This window comes from Vibrio coralliirubri, from assembly GCF_024347375.1.
In the GTDB taxonomy this organism is placed as follows: Bacteria; Pseudomonadota; Gammaproteobacteria; order Enterobacterales; family Vibrionaceae; genus Vibrio; species Vibrio coralliirubri.
Genome location: NZ_AP025470.1, coordinates 1162511 through 1179119 on the forward strand (window position 1 = coordinate 1162511; position 16609 = coordinate 1179119).

Here is a 16609-nt window from a genome sequence, read left to right on the forward strand (position 1 = left end):
ATGAATCAGTCGAAATTTATCGTGGTTGAAGGCCTTGAAGGCGCTGGCAAAAGCACAGCAATCAATGCCATCGTTGAGACATTAAAAGCATCGGGTGTTGAGGATATTGTTAATACTCGCGAGCCGGGTGGTACGGTCTTAGCTGAAAAGATGCGCTCATTGGTTAAAGAAGAGCACGAAGGCGAGAAGCTTCAAGATATGACTGAATTGCTGTTGATGTATGCAGCACGTGTTCAACTAGTAGAGAACGTCATCAAGCCCGCACTCGACAATGGTCAATGGGTATTGGGTGATCGTCATGATATGTCTTCGCAGGCATACCAAGGTGGTGGTCGCCAGATCGCGCGCACGACTATGGAATCACTGAAATCAACCACGCTAGGCGGTTTTAAACCCGATCTAACGCTATATTTGGACCTAGACCCTAGAGTAGGGCTAGAACGTGCTAGAGGCCGTGGTGAGCTTGATAGAATCGAAAAGATGGACATCTCATTTTTCGACCGCACGCGTGAGCGCTATCTAGAAATTGCAGAACAAGATGATTCTGTACTTGTGATTAACGCGCAGCAAGAAATTGAGCAAGTAGCCGCTGATATTAAAGTCGCGCTAACTGCTTGGCTCGACAAACAGTAGGTAGTCATGGCTGAAGTGTATTCTTGGCTCACACCGGTATGGAGTGAGTGGAAAAAAAGTCTCGATGCGGAGCGTTTTCCTAACTCTGTGATTGTTAATGCACCGGAAGGGCTCGGCGTTGATGCTTTGATTAGCCAACTTACCGACGCATTGATGTGCACGAACTATGAAAGCGAGTCGTGCGGGTTTTGCCACAGCTGTGAGTTAATGAAGTCGGGCAGTCATCCTGATTTTCATGTGATCTCGCCAGAGAAAGAAGGTAAGTCGATCACGGTTGATCAAGTGCGTGCCAGTAACCGCTGGGCTCAAGAGTCTTCTCAGTTAGGTGGTTTGCGCGTTATCTTGCTTAATCCTGCTGAAGCAATGAACGAATCGGCTTCCAACGCATTACTGAAAACTCTGGAAGAGCCATCAAGCAAGTGCATCTTCATTCTGTCTACTCGCAACAGCAATCGCTTAATGCCGACGATTATTAGTCGTTGTCAGCAATTCAATGTGGTTAGCCCGCAGTTGGAGACAGGTTCGGCGTGGTTAGATAGTGAAGTGGGCAAAGCGGTACCGCAGTATATTTTAGCACTCAATGACAACGCGCCTTTAAAAGCAAAAGCGATGTTTGAGCAAGGTGGCGTTGACGCCTCAACAAAAGCGCTCGATGGCTTTGTGAATGTGATAAAAGGCACTCAACCTGACATGCTAAAGTTCTCTACAGAGCTTAGCAAAGACCCTTTGATTCAACTTGGCTGGCTTTGGCATCTATTGTCAGATGTACAGAAGCTGCATTTTGGTTTGGCGAATCAGGCTTTCACTCCGAGTGCGAAAGCACTGTGTGAGGTGATGTCTTATCAAAGTGCTTATGCAGCATCGAATAAACTGCTGATATTGATTGAGCAGTTAAAGCAATACCCTGGGCTCAATACGGAGCTACTCATAATGAATTGGCTGATAGCCACTTGCGAGGAAACATGTTCGTAGATTCCCACTGTCATTTAGACAAACTGGATTACCAAGATTTACACACCAGCGTAGAAGATGTGGTTAACAAGGCGAAGGCTGCTAACGTAGACCAATTGCTTTCTGTCGGTGTGACACTCGATTCGTTTGAAAATATGCTCGAGATGATCTCGCCGTTTGATAACGTTAAAGCCTCTTGTGGCGTTCACCCTCTCGATGTTGAAAGTGATTTCAGCCTAGAGACAATGCGAGAATACGCGAGCAACCATAAGGTTGTGGCGATTGGTGAGACTGGCTTAGACTATCACTACCAACCAGAGACGGCAGAGCTGCAACAGCTACGATTTAAGCAGCATGTTGAGTTGGCCGTTGAACTGAATAAACCTTTGATCATTCACACTCGTAACGCACGTGAAGACACATTAGCTATTTTACGTGATGGCGGAGCTGAGAAGTGTGGTGGTGTGATTCACTGCTTTACCGAAGATCAAGCGTTCGCTGAAGCAGCAATGGAACTAGGTTTCTATATCTCAATTTCAGGTATTGTGACCTTTAAGCAGGCTACAGAACTTAAAGAAGTTGTTAAGAACCTACCGCTAGACAGGTTGCTGATCGAGACAGATTCTCCATACTTGGCACCCATCCCATATCGTGGAAAGCAGAATCAACCTGCATATGTCGTCGAAGTGGCGGCCTACATTGCGCAATTAAAAGGTGTGTCGATGAAAGAGGTTGCCGAACAAACGACCAAAAATTACCAAAAACTTTTTTTGCGATAAAAATCTAAGTAAACAAATAAAAGGGAGCGAAAGCTCCCTTTTTGTGTTTTTGATCACCAAAAATACGTTTTTTTTTAATGTTTACGAATTATGTTGAACTTGAGAGCGCTAATTATAACATTTGTAATTTTGTTACTAAAAATAACATTCGCTCCTATTTTATTTACCCAGTAAAATAATAGAGCCACTTAAAAATACTTATATATTTCAATTAATTAAATGCTTGTAAAGCATTGCATTTCTAGATTTGACATGTGATCCAAGACGTGTTTTGAAACTAAATTTCGTAAGTGACTAGAAAGTTAGTTCCCCATCAATATATATTTAGCGGCAGAAAATATAATGCAATACATGGTTACATTTTCGCAGGGTGCTAACATATAGGCTACGGGGGTGTGCCGTTAGAACCCAATATAATTATTTTATCTTTATCAGGAGCATAAACATGTTTAAGAACCTTTTTGCTAGCCTGCAGAAAGTTGGTAAGTCTCTGATGCTTCCAGTATCAGTTTTACCAGTTGCGGGTATTTTGCTAGGTGTCGGTGCAGCAGATCTTCCTTTCATTCCAGAAATCGTTTCAAACTTAATGGAACAAGCTGGTGGTTCAGTATTCGGTCAAATGGCACTACTGTTCGCAGTAGGTGTTGCACTTGGCTTTACTAACAACGATGGTGTAGCGGGTCTAGCTGCTATCGTTGGTTACGGCATCATGACTGCTACACTTGGCGTAATGGCTGGTGTAATGGGCGTTGATAAAATCGATACTGGTGTACTAGGTGGTATCCTAGTCGGTGGTGTTGCTGCTTGGGCATTCAACCGTTTCTTCCGTATTCAACTACCAGAGTACCTTGGCTTCTTCGCTGGTAAGCGTGCAGTGCCAATCATCACAGGTTTCTCTGCGATTGGTCTAGCAATCCTACTATCTGTAGTATGGCCACCAGTTGGCGGCGCTATCTCTGCGTTCTCTGATTGGGCTGCTCACCAAAACCCACAAGTGGCGTTTGGTATCTACGGTATCGTTGAGCGTTCTCTAATTCCATTTGGTCTTCACCACGTTTGGAACGTACCTTTCTTCTTTGAAGCTGGTACTTGTGTAAACGCTGCTGGCGAAACTCAAAACGGTGTTCTTACTTGTTACCTAGTTGCTGATGACGCATCTCGTGCAGCGGGCAATGGCTTCGGTCAGCTAGCTGGTGGTTACATGTTCAAGATGTTCGGTCTACCTGCTGCTGCAATCGCGATTGCACACTCAGCTAAGCCTGAAAACCGCGCTAAAGTAATGGGCATCATGGCTTCTGCTGCGTTGACTTCATTCCTAACGGGTATCACTGAACCAATCGAATTCTCTTTCCTATTCGTTGCTCCAGTACTGTACGCAATCCACGCTCTACTAGCTGGTTCTGCATACGTTCTTGCGAACACTCTAGGTTTTGTACACGGTACATCTTTCTCACACGGTCTAATCGACTTCCTAGTTCTATCTGGCAACGCGTCTAAGATGGGCCTAATGGTTGTATGTGGTATTGCTTACGCTGCAATTTACTACATCGTATTCCGCACTGTGATTAAAGCTCTAGACCTTAAAACTCCAGGCCGTGAAGACGAGACTGAAGAAGAGTCAGTTGCGACTGGTTCTGAACTTGCTGGTGAGCTAGTTGCTGCATTCGGTGGCAAAGCGAACATCACTGGTCTTGACGCTTGTATTACTCGTCTACGTGTTGCAGTTGCTGATACAGCAGTTGTTGACCAAGACAAACTGAAGAAACTAGGCGCTGCAGGTGTTGTTGTAGTTGCTGGTGGCGTACAAGCTATCTTCGGTACTAAGTCTGACAACCTTAAGACAGACATGGATGAGTGGATCCGTAACAACGGTTAATTCACTGACTCAATAAATTGAAAGGAGGCCGAAAGGCCTCCTTTTTTGTTTTCAGCTCTATGAAAGATCTTTTCGCGTCTAATCCTCTCTAACTCAGAGAGTTACCATTCAACTCGATTATTTGATGGTCGTTCCCAAATTTTTCGTGTCTTTTATCTTTTACCCAGCGATGACACCTTTTGCTGAGATTCCAGTAGACTTCCGTTTTTTAAATACAGTCTGAGAATATTATGAAACATCGTTACTTGATCGGCCTTATGTGCTGCAGCGGAGCCTCGTTTGCTCAAGCTTCTGAAGCTCCAGCTTTGGAAGTGGGACTCGCCATTGACCAAGACCTGAGTGTCGTTGTGGAATTTGATCAGAAATACCGTGCTACGATTGGCAATGACGGCGCTGCCTTTGATTACATCTTGAAGCGTGGTCAGTTCGAGACTGAAGCTCCGTTGAGCTGGTACGTCGGTGCTGGTGCTTGGGCTGAATGGAATGACGACTTTGGCTTACGCTTGCCGTTAGGCGTGAAAGTGAATTTCTACGAAGGTTGGAATGCTTACGCACAAGTTCACCCTGAACTCGATATGTATAAAGGTGTTGAGTTGCAAATAGGCGGCGCTTTAGGTGTTACCTATAAGTTCTAATCTGAACTAAAACTGTTTTAATAATGAAAAAACCAGCATTTAGCTGGTTTTTTCGTTTGGGCCGATCTTATATTTTTGCTTCATTGAGCCGCTTAGAAAGTAAAACTCAGTCCGACATTAGCTTGGAATTGGTTCATCCAGTCGGTATCAAAGCGAATGATGCACTCTTGCCCGTTATTTGGGATATTACAAACACCGGAGGTATCGTTGTCGACAACCGTGCCTAACCAACGTACTTGTGTGTTCAACGCTAATCGGTCGCTAAATTTGTACTCTAAGCCGCCAAAGATAGAAGTTGAGAATCCATACTTATCTTTTGCCCAGTCTACATCGACGTAAGAAGCACCAAGGCCTAGCCCTAGATAACCCGACAACACAGGCGAAGCAGGGTAGTAGATGCTGCTTTGAAGGTGCAGGTATTGGATGGAGGAGCTTAGGTTAAGCGTTTCTAATTCCGAGCTCTGATTGGAATAGAAGAAGCCGATACGTCCTTTTTCAAGTGGCGTTTCAATGGCAAAGGTGTAGTTTTCAGAGCCTTTCATGTCATAGGTTTTACCGTCCTGGTCTTCGACACTGCCACCGCCGGTATAACCTACCATAGGTGTAATGATGATCTCCGGCGAAGCATACGCGCTTGAAACGGAGAGAAGCGTAATCAGTGCCATCATATTTGCTTTGTTATTCATGAGTATATCCTTATCCATACACTTACTAATTGTGATGGTTACATCAATATTGTGCGACTAATTTCGACGATTCTTGAAGATACTTCACACACCTGATAGTACTTAAATAGAGACTCGACAAATTAATAATAAGCCAGAGGTGTCTATGGACCATAATCTGAAAAATGCCCTACAAATTACCGTGTTTATCTACATGATCATTCTTTCATTTGGCTTTATTGCGATTGGTAGTTAATACCATCTATTGCGAGGCTGAGTTTTGATACTCAGGGAATAATGAATAGTGGGATTATAACCAATATTGATACAGCAATAGACTTGGATTATTACGCTAAGTTTATTGCTGGAAAAACAGCACTGGTCGCTCAAGGTGGCGGACAGAGAAGTATTTTTACTTCTGGAGTGCTGGATGCCTTTCTTCTCTCAAATTTTGATCCCTTCGACGAATTTTTTGGTACCTCAGCAGGTGCTCTCAACTTATGCGCTTATCTGTGCCGTGATAAAGGCCTTGGCCGTTCTTTTGTTCTCGACCTCACAACCTCACCAGAGTTCTTCAATCTCTTTTCCTATATACGACACAGAAAGAACCTAGGATTAGAATGGGCGCTAGAACAAATTATGGCTTACCCATATAAGCTCGATCTGGATTTAGGGCGGCAAACGCTAGGCGATCGCCACTTCTATGCGGCTGTAACGGATTCCAAAGACTTACGAGACCACTACTTCCCATTATTGGGTGAAGATTGGTACAAGGTGATGATTGCGACCTGCGCCATTCCTCGTTTGTACAATGATGAAGTCTTTATTGGTGACAGTGCTTATGTGGACGGTGGTGTATCGGCGTGTATCCCAGTTCAGGAAGCGTGGCGAAGACAAGCCCGTTCTATTGTAGTGATTCGTACTGAGCCAGTGGTTGAGGAAGGTAATACCCAATTGGTTGAAGCACCAGTTAAGGGACCTTCAGTCAAAGCGCCTAAACCAATCTCTGCCGAAGAACTGGAGTGGTTTCGCGAATCTTTCGACAGTGTTCAAGGCCATTGGCAACAGAAAGTGGAACAGTGGAAAACCGACTGGACCTCTTTCTTCCAACAACAAATTATGCGCTCAAAAGAGCAGAAGCGTGACCGTGGGCATTTAGACCTGCTGAACGGTGGTCGCTGGCTATTTGGTGCAGATGATATTTATCGCTTAAGTCATTTAATCGGAGATAAGTTTGATTCAGGCTTGGCTGACATGCTGATGGTGCATTATCAGACCTACTCATTGACTCAGGATTTTTTGAATTCGCCACCAGATGACGCGTTTGTGGTACAGATAGCGCCAAGTCAGCCACTAAAATCGAGTTCATTAATGAGCGACAAAGAAGACCTGTTGCACGATTACGAAATGGGCTTAGAAGCCGGTTACCGATTTGTCGAAACCTACACCTCAACGGAAAACGCGCGCAATTCTCATATGCCACAGTTAGCCACCATTGCTGCTGGCAAGTAACTCTCGAAGTTGATGAGCTAGCATACTGTGAGCTCGTTATGCTGTTTAAGCAGATCGTTAGTGAGTCGTGTTCTGAAATGAAAAAGGGTTATTGAACTTGGTTCGATAACCCTTTTTTGCTTTTGAGATTAGGCGAATCGTTTCGCCTTAAGGTCAAATATTAGGTGACAGGCAAGATTCTCATACAGTTGGTCGACCCCGCCACATCCATAATGTCACCTTGAGTGACGATCACTAGGTCGCCAAACTTAAGGTGTCCTTTGTCTTTCAAGCAAGTGAGTGTAGATAGTGCAATGTCAAAGCTGTCTTCGGCTTCTGTCTCGAAATAGATAGGTGTCACACCTCGGTATAAGGTACAGCGATTAAGCGTTCCTTCGTTACGAGACAGCGCGTAGATCGGCATGTCGGCACTTAGGCGAGACATCATCAGTGCAGTGCGGCCTGACTCGGTGAGAGTGACAACGCCTTTAATGCCTTCCATATGGTTCGCAGAGTAGATGGTCGCCATCGAAACGGTTTCTTCGGCAGTAACAAAGGTGCGATCAATACGGTAATTGGATTGGTCATTAATGCCTGCCATCTTCTCAGCACCAATACAAACTTCTGCCATCGATTTTACGGTTTCGACTGGGTAGTCACCAGCTGCAGTTTCACCAGACAGCATCACAGCATCGGTGCCATCGAGTACGGCGTTGGCAACGTCCATCACTTCGGCACGGGTTGGCATTGGCGCAGAAATCATTGATTCCATCATTTGAGTTGCGGTGATGACTGTTCGGTTAAGCGCTCTAGCACGGCGTATAAGCTGTTTTTGTACTCCGACCAACTCAGGATCGCCAATTTCCACTCCGAGGTCACCACGAGCCACCATGACCACATCTGAGGCCATTATGATGTCATCCATGTTCTCAACAGTAGCTACTGTCTCTGCTCGCTCCACTTTTGCGATGAGGTGAGCTTCTAAGCCGGCTTCTCGTGCAAGCTGACGAGCATAGTGCATGTCTTCACCATTACGAGGGAAAGACACCGCTAGGTAATCCACTTTGATTTGTGCGGCGGTGACGATGTCGCGCTTGTCTTTTTCTGTTAGCGCTTCTGCGGAAAGGCCACCCCCTTTTTTGTTGATGCCTTTGTTATTTGAGAGTGGGCCGCCAATAATGACTTCGGTATGAACGCGACAGCCTTCTACTTTGGTTACTTTGAGTTGAACACGACCATCGTCAAGCAACAAGATATCGCCGGCGGATACGTCGTTAGGCAGTTCTTTGTAATCAAGGCCAACGGCTTCTTGATTGCCTTCGCCTAAACCTAGGCTGCTATCGAGAGTGAACAGGTCGCCTACGGCAAGATGGATTTTGCCATCTTTGAATGTCGACACACGAATCTTGGGACCTTGTAAGTCTCCGAGAATGGCGATTTGAGTGCCGTGTCTTTTTGCTATTGCTCTGACTTTTTCTGCGCGTTGTATATGGTCGTCGCTGGTGCCGTGAGAGAAGTTCATACGAACGATATTGGCACCGGCTTTGATGATCTCTTCAAGCACGTTACCTTTATCAGTAGAAGGGCCTAGCGTTGTGACGATTTTCGTTTTTCTTAATTCGGCTGTCATGAATACTCCTAGAGTGAGGCCAAGTAATCTTTTAAAAGACTAGGGCGTGTTGATCTTTCGAGCTGATTTTTGCAGCGAGTTGCTGGGTATTTATACAAGGCAGAGGCTTTGATGTGTAGCTAGCCTACATGAGAAGCCGATAACGTAGTAGAAATGACCAGCAAACGCTGCCCGAAGGGTTCGAGCTGGGCGCCCCCGCAAAAAGCGTTTTACTCTTTGTTGAGGGAGATTTGCTTAGAATGACTAGGCTACTTCCCCCTCGCCGCGATTAAAACGCTTTTGACTAGGCGTCCCCATCCGAACAAAATTTAACCACGAAAGGTCAACGCGCCTTAATTAAGTATATGCATTAATTGATAATTTATTGGGAGCTAGGAGGATATTTCTTGATTTGCCTTTAATTATTGAATTCAGGGCTCAAACGCGATGTTTTATTCTGAAAATTAAGTCGCAAATTATCGATGTGGGTGTTAATTTTCCTCGAACTATTTGACTCGATACACAAAGATTCATGTATATACGTGATACTGGTCACGGCGATATACCAAGTGACTTCACAATTACTTCGCAAAGTAAAAAAATTACCTCGTTGATGATTTCTGGAGCGTAAAATGTACATGGCTCAACCGGGCCATATTGATCATATCAAACAGGTCAATGCTGGTCGTGTATATAAACTAATTGACCTTAAAGGTCCTATTTCTCGTATCGATCTGTCCAAGCAAAGTGAGTTGGCTCCGGCGAGTATTACTAAAATTACCCGTGAACTCATTGAAGCTCACCTTATTCACGAAACGACGGTTCAAGAAGCCACGACTCGTGGGCGTCCTGCTGTCGGTCTGCAAACCAATAACGAAGGTTGGCAGTTTCTGTCGATGCGTCTTGGTCGCGGATACTTGACGATCGCGCTCCATGAATTGGGCGGCGACGTGCTTATCGATACCAAGATTGATATCCATGAACGTGACCAAGACGATGTGCTAGCGCGTCTTCTCCATGAAATCGATGAGTTCTTCCAAACCTATGCCGAGCAACTCGACAGGGTGACGAGTATCGCTATCACACTGCCAGGTCTGGTGAATTCAGAACAAGGTATTGTGTTGCAGATGCCGCACTACAACGTTGAAAACTTAGCGTTGGGGCCGGAGATCTACAAAGAAACCGGTTTGCCAGTTTTTATTGCCAATGATACCCGAGCGTGGGCATTAGCAGAGAAGCTGTTTGGTAATTCACAAGACAACGACAACTCTGTTCTTATCTCGATTCACCACGGTTTAGGTGCCGGGATCATTCTTGATGGTCGCGTTCTGCAAGGACGTCACGGTAACATCGGTGAGTTGGGGCATATCCAGATCGATAAGGAAGGCAAGCTTTGCCACTGTGGAAATCGAGGCTGTTTAGAAACGGTGGCGAGTTCTCAGGCAATCCGTGAGCAAGTCAAAGAGCGATTGGCAAATGGTGAAGAATCAACGCTAACGGTGTTTGAAGACGTCACTATTGAACAAATCTGTGCTGCCGCTGCTAATGGGGATCCGCTGGCTGTCGAAGTGATTGAACAGTTAGGTCGTTACTTAGGTTCTGCGATTGCGATTGTGATTAACCTGTTCAACCCAGAGAAAATCTTGGTGGGTGGTGTTATCAATCAGGCGAAGAGCGTGTTATACCCGGCGATTCAAAAGTGCATCGAAGAGCAGAGTCTATCGGTTTACCATAAAGACTTAGAGCTGGTGGAATCTCGTTTTTATAAGCAGGCAACCATGCCAGGTGCTGCGCTTATCAAGCAGGCCTTATACGATGGCCAACTGTTAATGAAAGTTATTGAAGGTTAACCCCTTTTTCTCGTCTTGTAGCCTTACCCTGAATCTTTCCATGTACTTAAGCTTTGTATAACATCATTTGTTGTACTTAGTTTAAGCATTCTGTGCATTGGCGCTTTGCTTTAACCTATTGAAGTAGGCTATTGTAGCCACAGTTATTATTTGTCACTAAGGTGTTGTATGTCTGGCGTTTTAAATTCGGTTGATCAGAGAACCAAACTGGTCGGTGAAAACCGTCTGGAACTCTTGTTATTCAGCTTAAATAGTCGTCAACTATTTGCGATTAACGTATTTAAAGTGAAAGAAGTCCTCAAAGTTCCAGTACTCACTCGCTTACCGGGCTCTCATCACCATATTACGGGTGTTGCGTCTTTACGTGGTGAATCGGTGCCTGTTATCGATTTACGCAGTGCCATTGGCTTTCCGCCATCTCGTGCGGAGTCTCAAGAGAGCAACCTGATCATTACGGAATACAACCGAACCGTACAAGGTTTCTTGGTTGGGCAAGTTCGTAATATCGTGAACACGACATGGACAGAAATCCAGCCGCCGCCAAAGACAACAGGCCGTGCAAATTACCTAACCGCTATCACGCATATTCAAGAAGAAGAGCAGCACAAGATCGTCGAGATCATCGATGTTGAGAAGGTGTTGGCTGAGATCATTGATTACGATGTCTCGATCTCTGAAGGCGTCTTGGATGAACAATTAGCTCAGGAGATGATTGGACGTAACGTGCTTATCGTTGATGACTCTTCAACAGCGCGTAACCAGATCAAAGGCACCTTGTCACAGCTTGGTTTGAACATTATTGAGTGTTGTGATGGCTTAGAAGCACTAACCTTACTTAAGGGCTGGTGTGATGAAGGCAAAGACATCAATCAAGAAATATTGTTGATGATCACCGATGCTGAAATGCCTGAAATGGATGGCTATAAGCTGACACACGAAGTACGTACTGACCCAAGAATGCATGACCTATTCATTACGCTAAACACTTCATTAAGTGGAAGTTTTAATGAAGCTATGGTTGAGAAAGTAGGGTGTAACCGCTTTATTTCTAAGTTCCAGCCAGACCTCTTGGTTGAAGTGACTCAAGAGCGAATGCGTCAGATTTTGTAATTAACGCTGCTGTACGGTTTGTTTTGAGTGACCTTATAGAAAACGTTTGCTAATATTCACGCAGCATATTTTTCTTAACGAAATATGCTCAACTACTAGCGTAACTTTTCACACACAATCTAAGGTAGTTCCTCTTAATGATATGGTTAACGTCTAAAGTCGTCATGACTTTGAGCTTATTACTGTATAGGGAATTTAAGAAAAGACGTACGGAAGCTGAAGTTGAGTCATAACTCAACAATTGGAATTGAAGGGAAGCGGATGCTTCCCTTTTTCGTTGCTCTTTCTCTCGTTTCTTTAGCCAAGGACCGATTGAGGACAATTGCTACTTCGCTAATGAAAATCCCGAGATTTGGTTTTCAAGCCAACAATTTCATCGGTAATATCGATAAGTTTTCCCGCGATAACATGCACGACTTCACCTTCTTTTTCTAATATCCCTTGTACTTTTAACGCCTTGGCTGTGAGATAAGCTTGCTGTTGAGCGCGTGCGGTTGCTCCCCATACCACGACATTGATATTACCAGTGCTATCTTCTAGCGTGACAAAGGTGACACCTGCCGCGGTGCCGGGAGATTGTTTTCCAGTGACTAATCCGACAACGGTGACCATAGATTTGTGTCTTTGCTGTATTAAATCTTTCATGTGTGTGAATCGACCTAATCGTCCCGCTTCTTCGAGCAAAGTGATTGGGTGTTTGTTCAATGAAATTCCGACACTGGTGAAGTCTTCGAGTAGATCTTGCATCTCATTGGGCTTGTGCAGTGCATGTTCGTCATGTCCTGCCTCAGCATCGTCATAGGCTTGGCTAAACAGAGGTAGATCAGACGCCGAGTCCATGATCGCCCAGCGAGTCTGGAAACGGTCTCCAGAAACGTTATGTAGCGCATTGGCTGATGCCAGTAGCTCGATGTCTTTCTTATTCATCGATAACTGTTTTACCTGACTAGGGTGGCGATAACCGGATGGTGGGCGATTGGTGAGCACGCTTTGAATTCCATGCTCGCTGAATCCTTTGATTTGCCGCAGCCCTAAGCGAATCGCTAAACCATTCTGATGAGAGACAACCGTGTGGTCGTTTTGAGAAGCGTTCACACATACCGGAAGTATCACCACATTGTGTCGTTGTGCGTCTTGTACCAATTGTGAGGGGCTATAAAAGCCCATGGGTTGGCTATTGAGCAAGGATGCGTAGAAACACTCTGGGTAGTAGCATTTCAACCAAGCGGAGCAATACGCTAACACCGCAAACGAAGCCGAGTGGCTTTCAGGAAAACCGTACTCGCCAAAGCCGCATATCTGTTTAAAGATCTGCTCAGCAAACTCTGTCTCATAACCGCGCTTTTGCATTCCTTCGATGAGTTTGTTTTTAAACTTAAAGACGTTGCCATTTTTCTTCCAAGCGGCCATTGCGCGTCTGAGTTGATCCGCTTCTCCGCCTGTGAAGCCTGCGGCCACCATCGCGAGTTTGATCACTTGCTCTTGGAATATCGGTACACCTAAGGTGCGCGACAGTACTGATTCCACGTCTTTAGATGGATAACTGATTGGCTCAATGCCATCTCGACGCTTGAGAAATGGATGCACCATATCGCCCTGAATAGGACCTGGGCGTACGATAGCGATTTGAATCACCAAGTCGTAATAAGTTTTTGGTTTAAGCCTTGGCAGCATGCTCATTTGCGCGCGTGACTCAATTTGGAATATCCCGACCGTGTCTGCTCGCTGAATCATGCCGTAAACCTGAGGATCATCCTTAAGGCGAGTGATCTCAGCAATGGTCAGTGATCGCCCGTGAATGCGTTTGATTAGGTCGAAACATTTACGAATCGCAGAGAGCATACCCAACGCGAGCACATCAACTTTCAGCAAGCCTAAGGTTTCTAGATCATCTTTATCCCATTGGATAATGGTTCGATCGTGCATCGCGGCATTCTCGACGGGAACCAATTCATACAAAGGCCCTGAAGAGATGACAAAGCCACCAACGTGTTGAGATAAGTGACGTGGAAAGCCGATGATCTCATTAACCAAATGGATAAACTGCTGCCCCTTCAAAGAATCAGGCTGTAGCCCCAATTGAGTGAGCTGAGCCTGCCAACCTAAGCTTTTGTCTCTGCGATTGGTGTTTTTGATGAAGTAGTCGAGCTGAGTTTCTTGTAGCCCTAATGCTTTACCGACATCTCTTACCGCACTTTTAAAGCGATAAGAGATGACCGTTGCGGCAAGCGCGGCCCTTTCTCTACCGTATTTTTGGTAGATGTATTGAATAACCTCTTCTCGGCGTTCATGTTCAAAATCGACATCAATATCAGGCGGCTCATCGCGCTCTTTACTGATGAAACGCTCAAACAGCACCGAGATCTGCCTTGGGTCGACAGAGGTGATTTCTAGGCAGTAGCAAACCACAGAATTGGCCGCGGAACCTCGACCTTGATAAAGAATCCCTTGGCTTTTGGCAAACATCACGATGTCATGAATGGTGAGAAAAAAGAAAGGGTAGTCGAGTTCGCCAATCAGCCCCAATTCTTTATCTATGATCTGTTGGATGTCGTTAGGTACACCTTGTGGGAAGCGAGCCTGTTTTCCTTTTTCGACCAACATGCGCAGATAACTCATGGGTGTCTCACCTTGAGGAATCAGTTCACTGGGATATTCGTATCGCAAGCTACCTAAATCAAATTCACACAGCTCAGCGATACGGTTGCTCTCTTCTAGCCATTCAGCTTTAAAGATATGAGAGAGTTTATTGATACTTCGTAAACAGCGTTCGGCATTAGCGAGTAAGTGACTGCCCACTTCGGTAATGGGTTTTTGGTACTTTATCGCAGTGAGTGAGTGCTGTAAGGGTAAGCGATTCGCGTTGTGCATCAGTACACCACCACAAGCTGTTATTGGCAGTTGATGATGTTGTGACAGCTCAACGCAGTAATCTGTGTACTGCTGGTCGGTTTGTTTTAGGTGTCGTTGTAAGCCGATCCAAAGCCGACCTGAATGATGCTGGAAGAGCCATTGCCCCCAGTGTGCGTCTTCATTTTTCTGTTGAGGAAGCCAAAGAATAAAGCAGTGCTTAGCCGACATGATGTCCCACTCAGAGAGCTGATAATGTCCCTTGCTGCTACGACGTCTCGCGTTGGTAATAATACGGCACAGCTCGGCGTAGGCTTGTCTGTTTGGGCATATCAAAATCACTTGGCACTCTTCATTTAACCAAAACATGCTCCCGACAATTTGTTTGAGTGACAGTTTATGTTGCTTGATTGCAGAGTGAACCTTAACGATGCCCGCGACTGAGCACTCATCAGTAACCGCGAGTGCTTTGTAGCGTAAAAAGTCGGCCTGTAAAACCAGCTCTTCCGCGTGCGAAGCTCCCTCAAGAAAGGAGTAATTGCTTTGACAGAAAAGCTCTGAATATTGCTGAGACATAACGTATTCTCACTTAACCATTGCGAATGAACATGATTGAAAAGGGACGCTGAAATTGAATAAGTAGAACGGACGAGTTAACGAAGTTTTCTTACTGACTTATTTTCCTAAAGATTAGCTAAATAAGCCGTGCAAAAACCACTGTTTATCTGGCGTTCTAAAGACCCATAACCATCGACCGTTTTCACTGTGAGCAATAAAGTAGTCACGAATGATCTTCTCTCCATCCCACCAGCCAGAAACAATGCGCTCAGGGCCTTGAGATAAGGTGACGCTTTCGGTTAAGGCTTCGGGCTCTGGCAGTAAAATACTGGGCCTGAGCCGATGTTGAACGACGCTGAGAGCTGTGGTTTGTTGCTCGCTCCCTGAGGGCGCTTGCCTTTTTGCTAAAGACTTATTCAGTGTTGGGAGCGAATACTGATTGGCCTTTTCTGGCCTTGGATCGTGCTGTATTTTCGGTGTTTGGATACAGGCTTGCCCCAGCTTTGCTTGCAGTAATGAGAGCAAATCTAACGCGGCAAGTGTTCCGGTATTACCATCAAAAAGATCATGGTAGGCCATTTGCGGTTCCCCATGACGAACCAAGCTGAGGGTTAGCCCCTGAACCGGTGCTGTGATCTTTAGTGACTCTAAGGTGAGATGGGTCAGGTTCGCCCATTTTTCAGCAAGGTAATCACCTTGTGCCGAATAAAAAGAGACAGGGTGATCGTCTTTATCTCTGAGGTGCAAAGTCAACGTTAACTCGAAAGCCACTCGGTCGCGTAGCTTCAAAAAACACTCGAGTTGATTCAGTAATTTCAGCAACGGCTTTTCGATAAATAGGATGTTTTCAATATCAAATAACAGCTCCAAATATTGCTGGAAATTTTCTGGTGGGTGATAGAAATCAATCGGGTGCTTGAATTGGCCGTTAAGGCGACCGACATAATTGACCAAGTCGATATCAAAGCGGCGTGCGACCTCTTGCAAAGGCAGCTTTAATAGGTCTTCAACGGTATTGATACCGACACGGTTCAGGCGTTCTACTTGCTTGGTCGGTAGCTCACTGGAATTCAATGCTTGTTGATTGACCCAAATTTTCATCTGCTCAACATTGTTTGTTGCTTGGTTGATCGCTTGCTTACCCAAAAGGATCGCAGAAAGCGGCGAATAACCCGTAGCGAAGCTGAACTGGATATTGAGCGTTTCTAAGTGGCTTTTGAGCTCATGCCAGTAGTTATCTAGCCCGTCGTAAAGTGACAGCATGTTAGAGGCTTTAATCAGCAAGCCATTAGGTGGCAATAACGCCATATCAGAAGTGACCAGATACGCCCATTGAGCGATCTCTTTGAGCTTACTTTTCTCCAGTTCAATACTGTAAGGGTGGACGTGTAAGTTGTGACACAGCGCCGCCGCAGACCCTAAGCCCATACCAAGTGAAATTCCCGATTGCAGCGCAGTTGGGTTCGCTTGCAGTACACGGTGATCTTTTTCATCCACGATGATAATAGGTTGTTCGAGGGAGTCTTCGCTCGAACCCAATTCATTAGAGTTAAACAAGGTATCCAGCTGCAGAGATGGAAAGTGCAGATAAAGCCACAACAT

At 45.3% G+C, this 16609-nt stretch carries 13 protein-coding genes; 9 read left to right on the forward strand and 4 right to left on the reverse strand.

The annotated features are described in order from the left end of the window. The 5 genes from tmk to OCV20_RS05515 all read left to right on the forward strand — a co-directional run bounded on the left by tmk (position 1) and on the right by OCV20_RS05515 (position 4874). Complete coding sequence (gene tmk / locus OCV20_RS05495) at positions 1-633, forward strand: dTMP kinase (protein ID WP_019821240.1); 633 nt, start codon at positions 1-3, stop codon at positions 631-633. Positions 634-639: 6 nt separating this feature from the next. After that, positions 640-1605 (forward strand): DNA polymerase III subunit delta', encoded by a 966-nt coding sequence (locus OCV20_RS05500; protein WP_086774980.1) that lies wholly within the window; start codon positions 640-642, stop codon positions 1603-1605. Further along, positions 1596-2363 carry a TatD family hydrolase gene (locus OCV20_RS05505; RefSeq protein WP_086774979.1) on the forward strand — a complete coding sequence of 256 codons (768 nt, stop codon included), beginning with the start codon at positions 1596-1598 and terminating at the stop codon, positions 2361-2363. The genes OCV20_RS05500 and OCV20_RS05505 overlap by 10 nt, the downstream gene beginning before the upstream one ends. Before the next feature lie 445 nt (positions 2364-2808). Further along, positions 2809-4239: a PTS glucose transporter subunit IIBC gene (gene ptsG / locus OCV20_RS05510; RefSeq protein ID WP_048610590.1), complete on the forward strand. Its 1431-nt coding sequence runs from the start codon at positions 2809-2811 to the stop codon at positions 4237-4239. Between the two features lie 230 nt (positions 4240-4469). Next, the gene (locus tag OCV20_RS05515) at positions 4470-4874 is read left to right on the forward strand and encodes a hypothetical protein (RefSeq protein WP_048610592.1); all 405 of its coding nucleotides are present in this window, start codon (positions 4470-4472) and stop codon (positions 4872-4874) included. Between the two features lie 92 nt (positions 4875-4966). Here OCV20_RS05515 and OCV20_RS05520 read toward each other — a convergent pair whose 3' ends face one another. Then, entirely contained in the window at positions 4967-5560 is a 594-nt protein-coding gene (locus OCV20_RS05520) for an outer membrane beta-barrel protein (RefSeq protein WP_017067207.1), read from the reverse strand. Between the two features lie 145 nt (positions 5561-5705). Between OCV20_RS05520 and cydH the strand changes: the two genes are divergently transcribed. Then, the gene (gene cydH / locus OCV20_RS05525; protein ID WP_100214626.1) at positions 5706-5795 is read left to right on the forward strand and encodes a cytochrome bd-I oxidase subunit CydH; all 90 of its coding nucleotides are present in this window, start codon (positions 5706-5708) and stop codon (positions 5793-5795) included. A gap of 41 nt (positions 5796-5836) precedes the next feature. Next, positions 5837-7051: a patatin-like phospholipase family protein gene (locus tag OCV20_RS05530; protein WP_086774978.1), complete on the forward strand. Its 1215-nt coding sequence runs from the start codon at positions 5837-5839 to the stop codon at positions 7049-7051. Positions 7052-7211: 160 nt separating this feature from the next. Here OCV20_RS05530 and pyk read toward each other — a convergent pair whose 3' ends face one another. Next, positions 7212-8660, reverse strand: a complete 1449-nt coding sequence (gene pyk / locus OCV20_RS05535; protein ID WP_086774977.1) for a pyruvate kinase — start codon at positions 8658-8660, stop codon at positions 7212-7214. A gap of 611 nt (positions 8661-9271) precedes the next feature. Between pyk and mlc the strand changes: the two genes are divergently transcribed. Together mlc and OCV20_RS05545 are read left to right on the forward strand one after the other, a co-directional pair. Beyond that, positions 9272-10489, forward strand: a complete 1218-nt coding sequence (mlc, locus tag OCV20_RS05540; RefSeq protein WP_019820875.1) for a sugar metabolism global transcriptional regulator Mlc — start codon at positions 9272-9274, stop codon at positions 10487-10489. A 168-nt stretch (positions 10490-10657) separates the two neighbouring features. After that, positions 10658-11599 carry a chemotaxis protein CheV gene (locus tag OCV20_RS05545; protein ID WP_017062139.1) on the forward strand — a complete coding sequence of 314 codons (942 nt, stop codon included), beginning with the start codon at positions 10658-10660 and terminating at the stop codon, positions 11597-11599. A 333-nt stretch (positions 11600-11932) separates the two neighbouring features. Here the strand turns inward: OCV20_RS05545 and OCV20_RS05550 are convergent, their stop codons facing one another. Then, on the reverse strand, positions 11933-15025 hold the full coding sequence (locus tag OCV20_RS05550; protein ID WP_086774976.1) for an error-prone DNA polymerase: 3093 nt from the start codon (positions 15023-15025) through the stop codon (positions 11933-11935). A gap of 114 nt (positions 15026-15139) precedes the next feature. Then, the gene (locus OCV20_RS05555) at positions 15140-16609 is read right to left on the reverse strand and encodes a Y-family DNA polymerase (RefSeq protein WP_086774975.1); all 1470 of its coding nucleotides are present in this window, start codon (positions 16607-16609) and stop codon (positions 15140-15142) included.

Coding starts and splice junctions, on each gene's coding strand:
- tmk (WP_019821240.1), top strand. CDS start 1: ATGAATCAGTCGAAATTTATCGTGGTTGAAGGCCTTGAAGGCGCTGGC.
- OCV20_RS05500 (WP_086774980.1), top strand. CDS start 640: ATGGCTGAAGTGTATTCTTGGCTCACACCGGTATGGAGTGAGTGGAAA.
- OCV20_RS05505 (WP_086774979.1), top strand. CDS start 1,596: ATGTTCGTAGATTCCCACTGTCATTTAGACAAACTGGATTACCAAGAT.
- ptsG (WP_048610590.1), top strand. CDS start 2,809: ATGTTTAAGAACCTTTTTGCTAGCCTGCAGAAAGTTGGTAAGTCTCTG.
- OCV20_RS05515 (WP_048610592.1), top strand. CDS start 4,470: ATGAAACATCGTTACTTGATCGGCCTTATGTGCTGCAGCGGAGCCTCG.
- OCV20_RS05520 (WP_017067207.1), bottom strand. CDS start 5,560: ATGAATAACAAAGCAAATATGATGGCACTGATTACGCTTCTCTCCGTT.
- cydH (WP_100214626.1), top strand. CDS start 5,706: ATGGACCATAATCTGAAAAATGCCCTACAAATTACCGTGTTTATCTAC.
- OCV20_RS05530 (WP_086774978.1), top strand. CDS start 5,837: ATGAATAGTGGGATTATAACCAATATTGATACAGCAATAGACTTGGAT.
- pyk (WP_086774977.1), bottom strand. CDS start 8,660: ATGACAGCCGAATTAAGAAAAACGAAAATCGTCACAACGCTAGGCCCT.
- mlc (WP_019820875.1), top strand. CDS start 9,272: ATGTACATGGCTCAACCGGGCCATATTGATCATATCAAACAGGTCAAT.
- OCV20_RS05545 (WP_017062139.1), top strand. CDS start 10,658: ATGTCTGGCGTTTTAAATTCGGTTGATCAGAGAACCAAACTGGTCGGT.
- OCV20_RS05550 (WP_086774976.1), bottom strand. CDS start 15,025: ATGTCTCAGCAATATTCAGAGCTTTTCTGTCAAAGCAATTACTCCTTT.
- OCV20_RS05555 (WP_086774975.1), bottom strand. CDS start 16,609: ATGTTGTGGCTTTATCTGCACTTTCCATCTCTGCAGCTGGATACCTTG.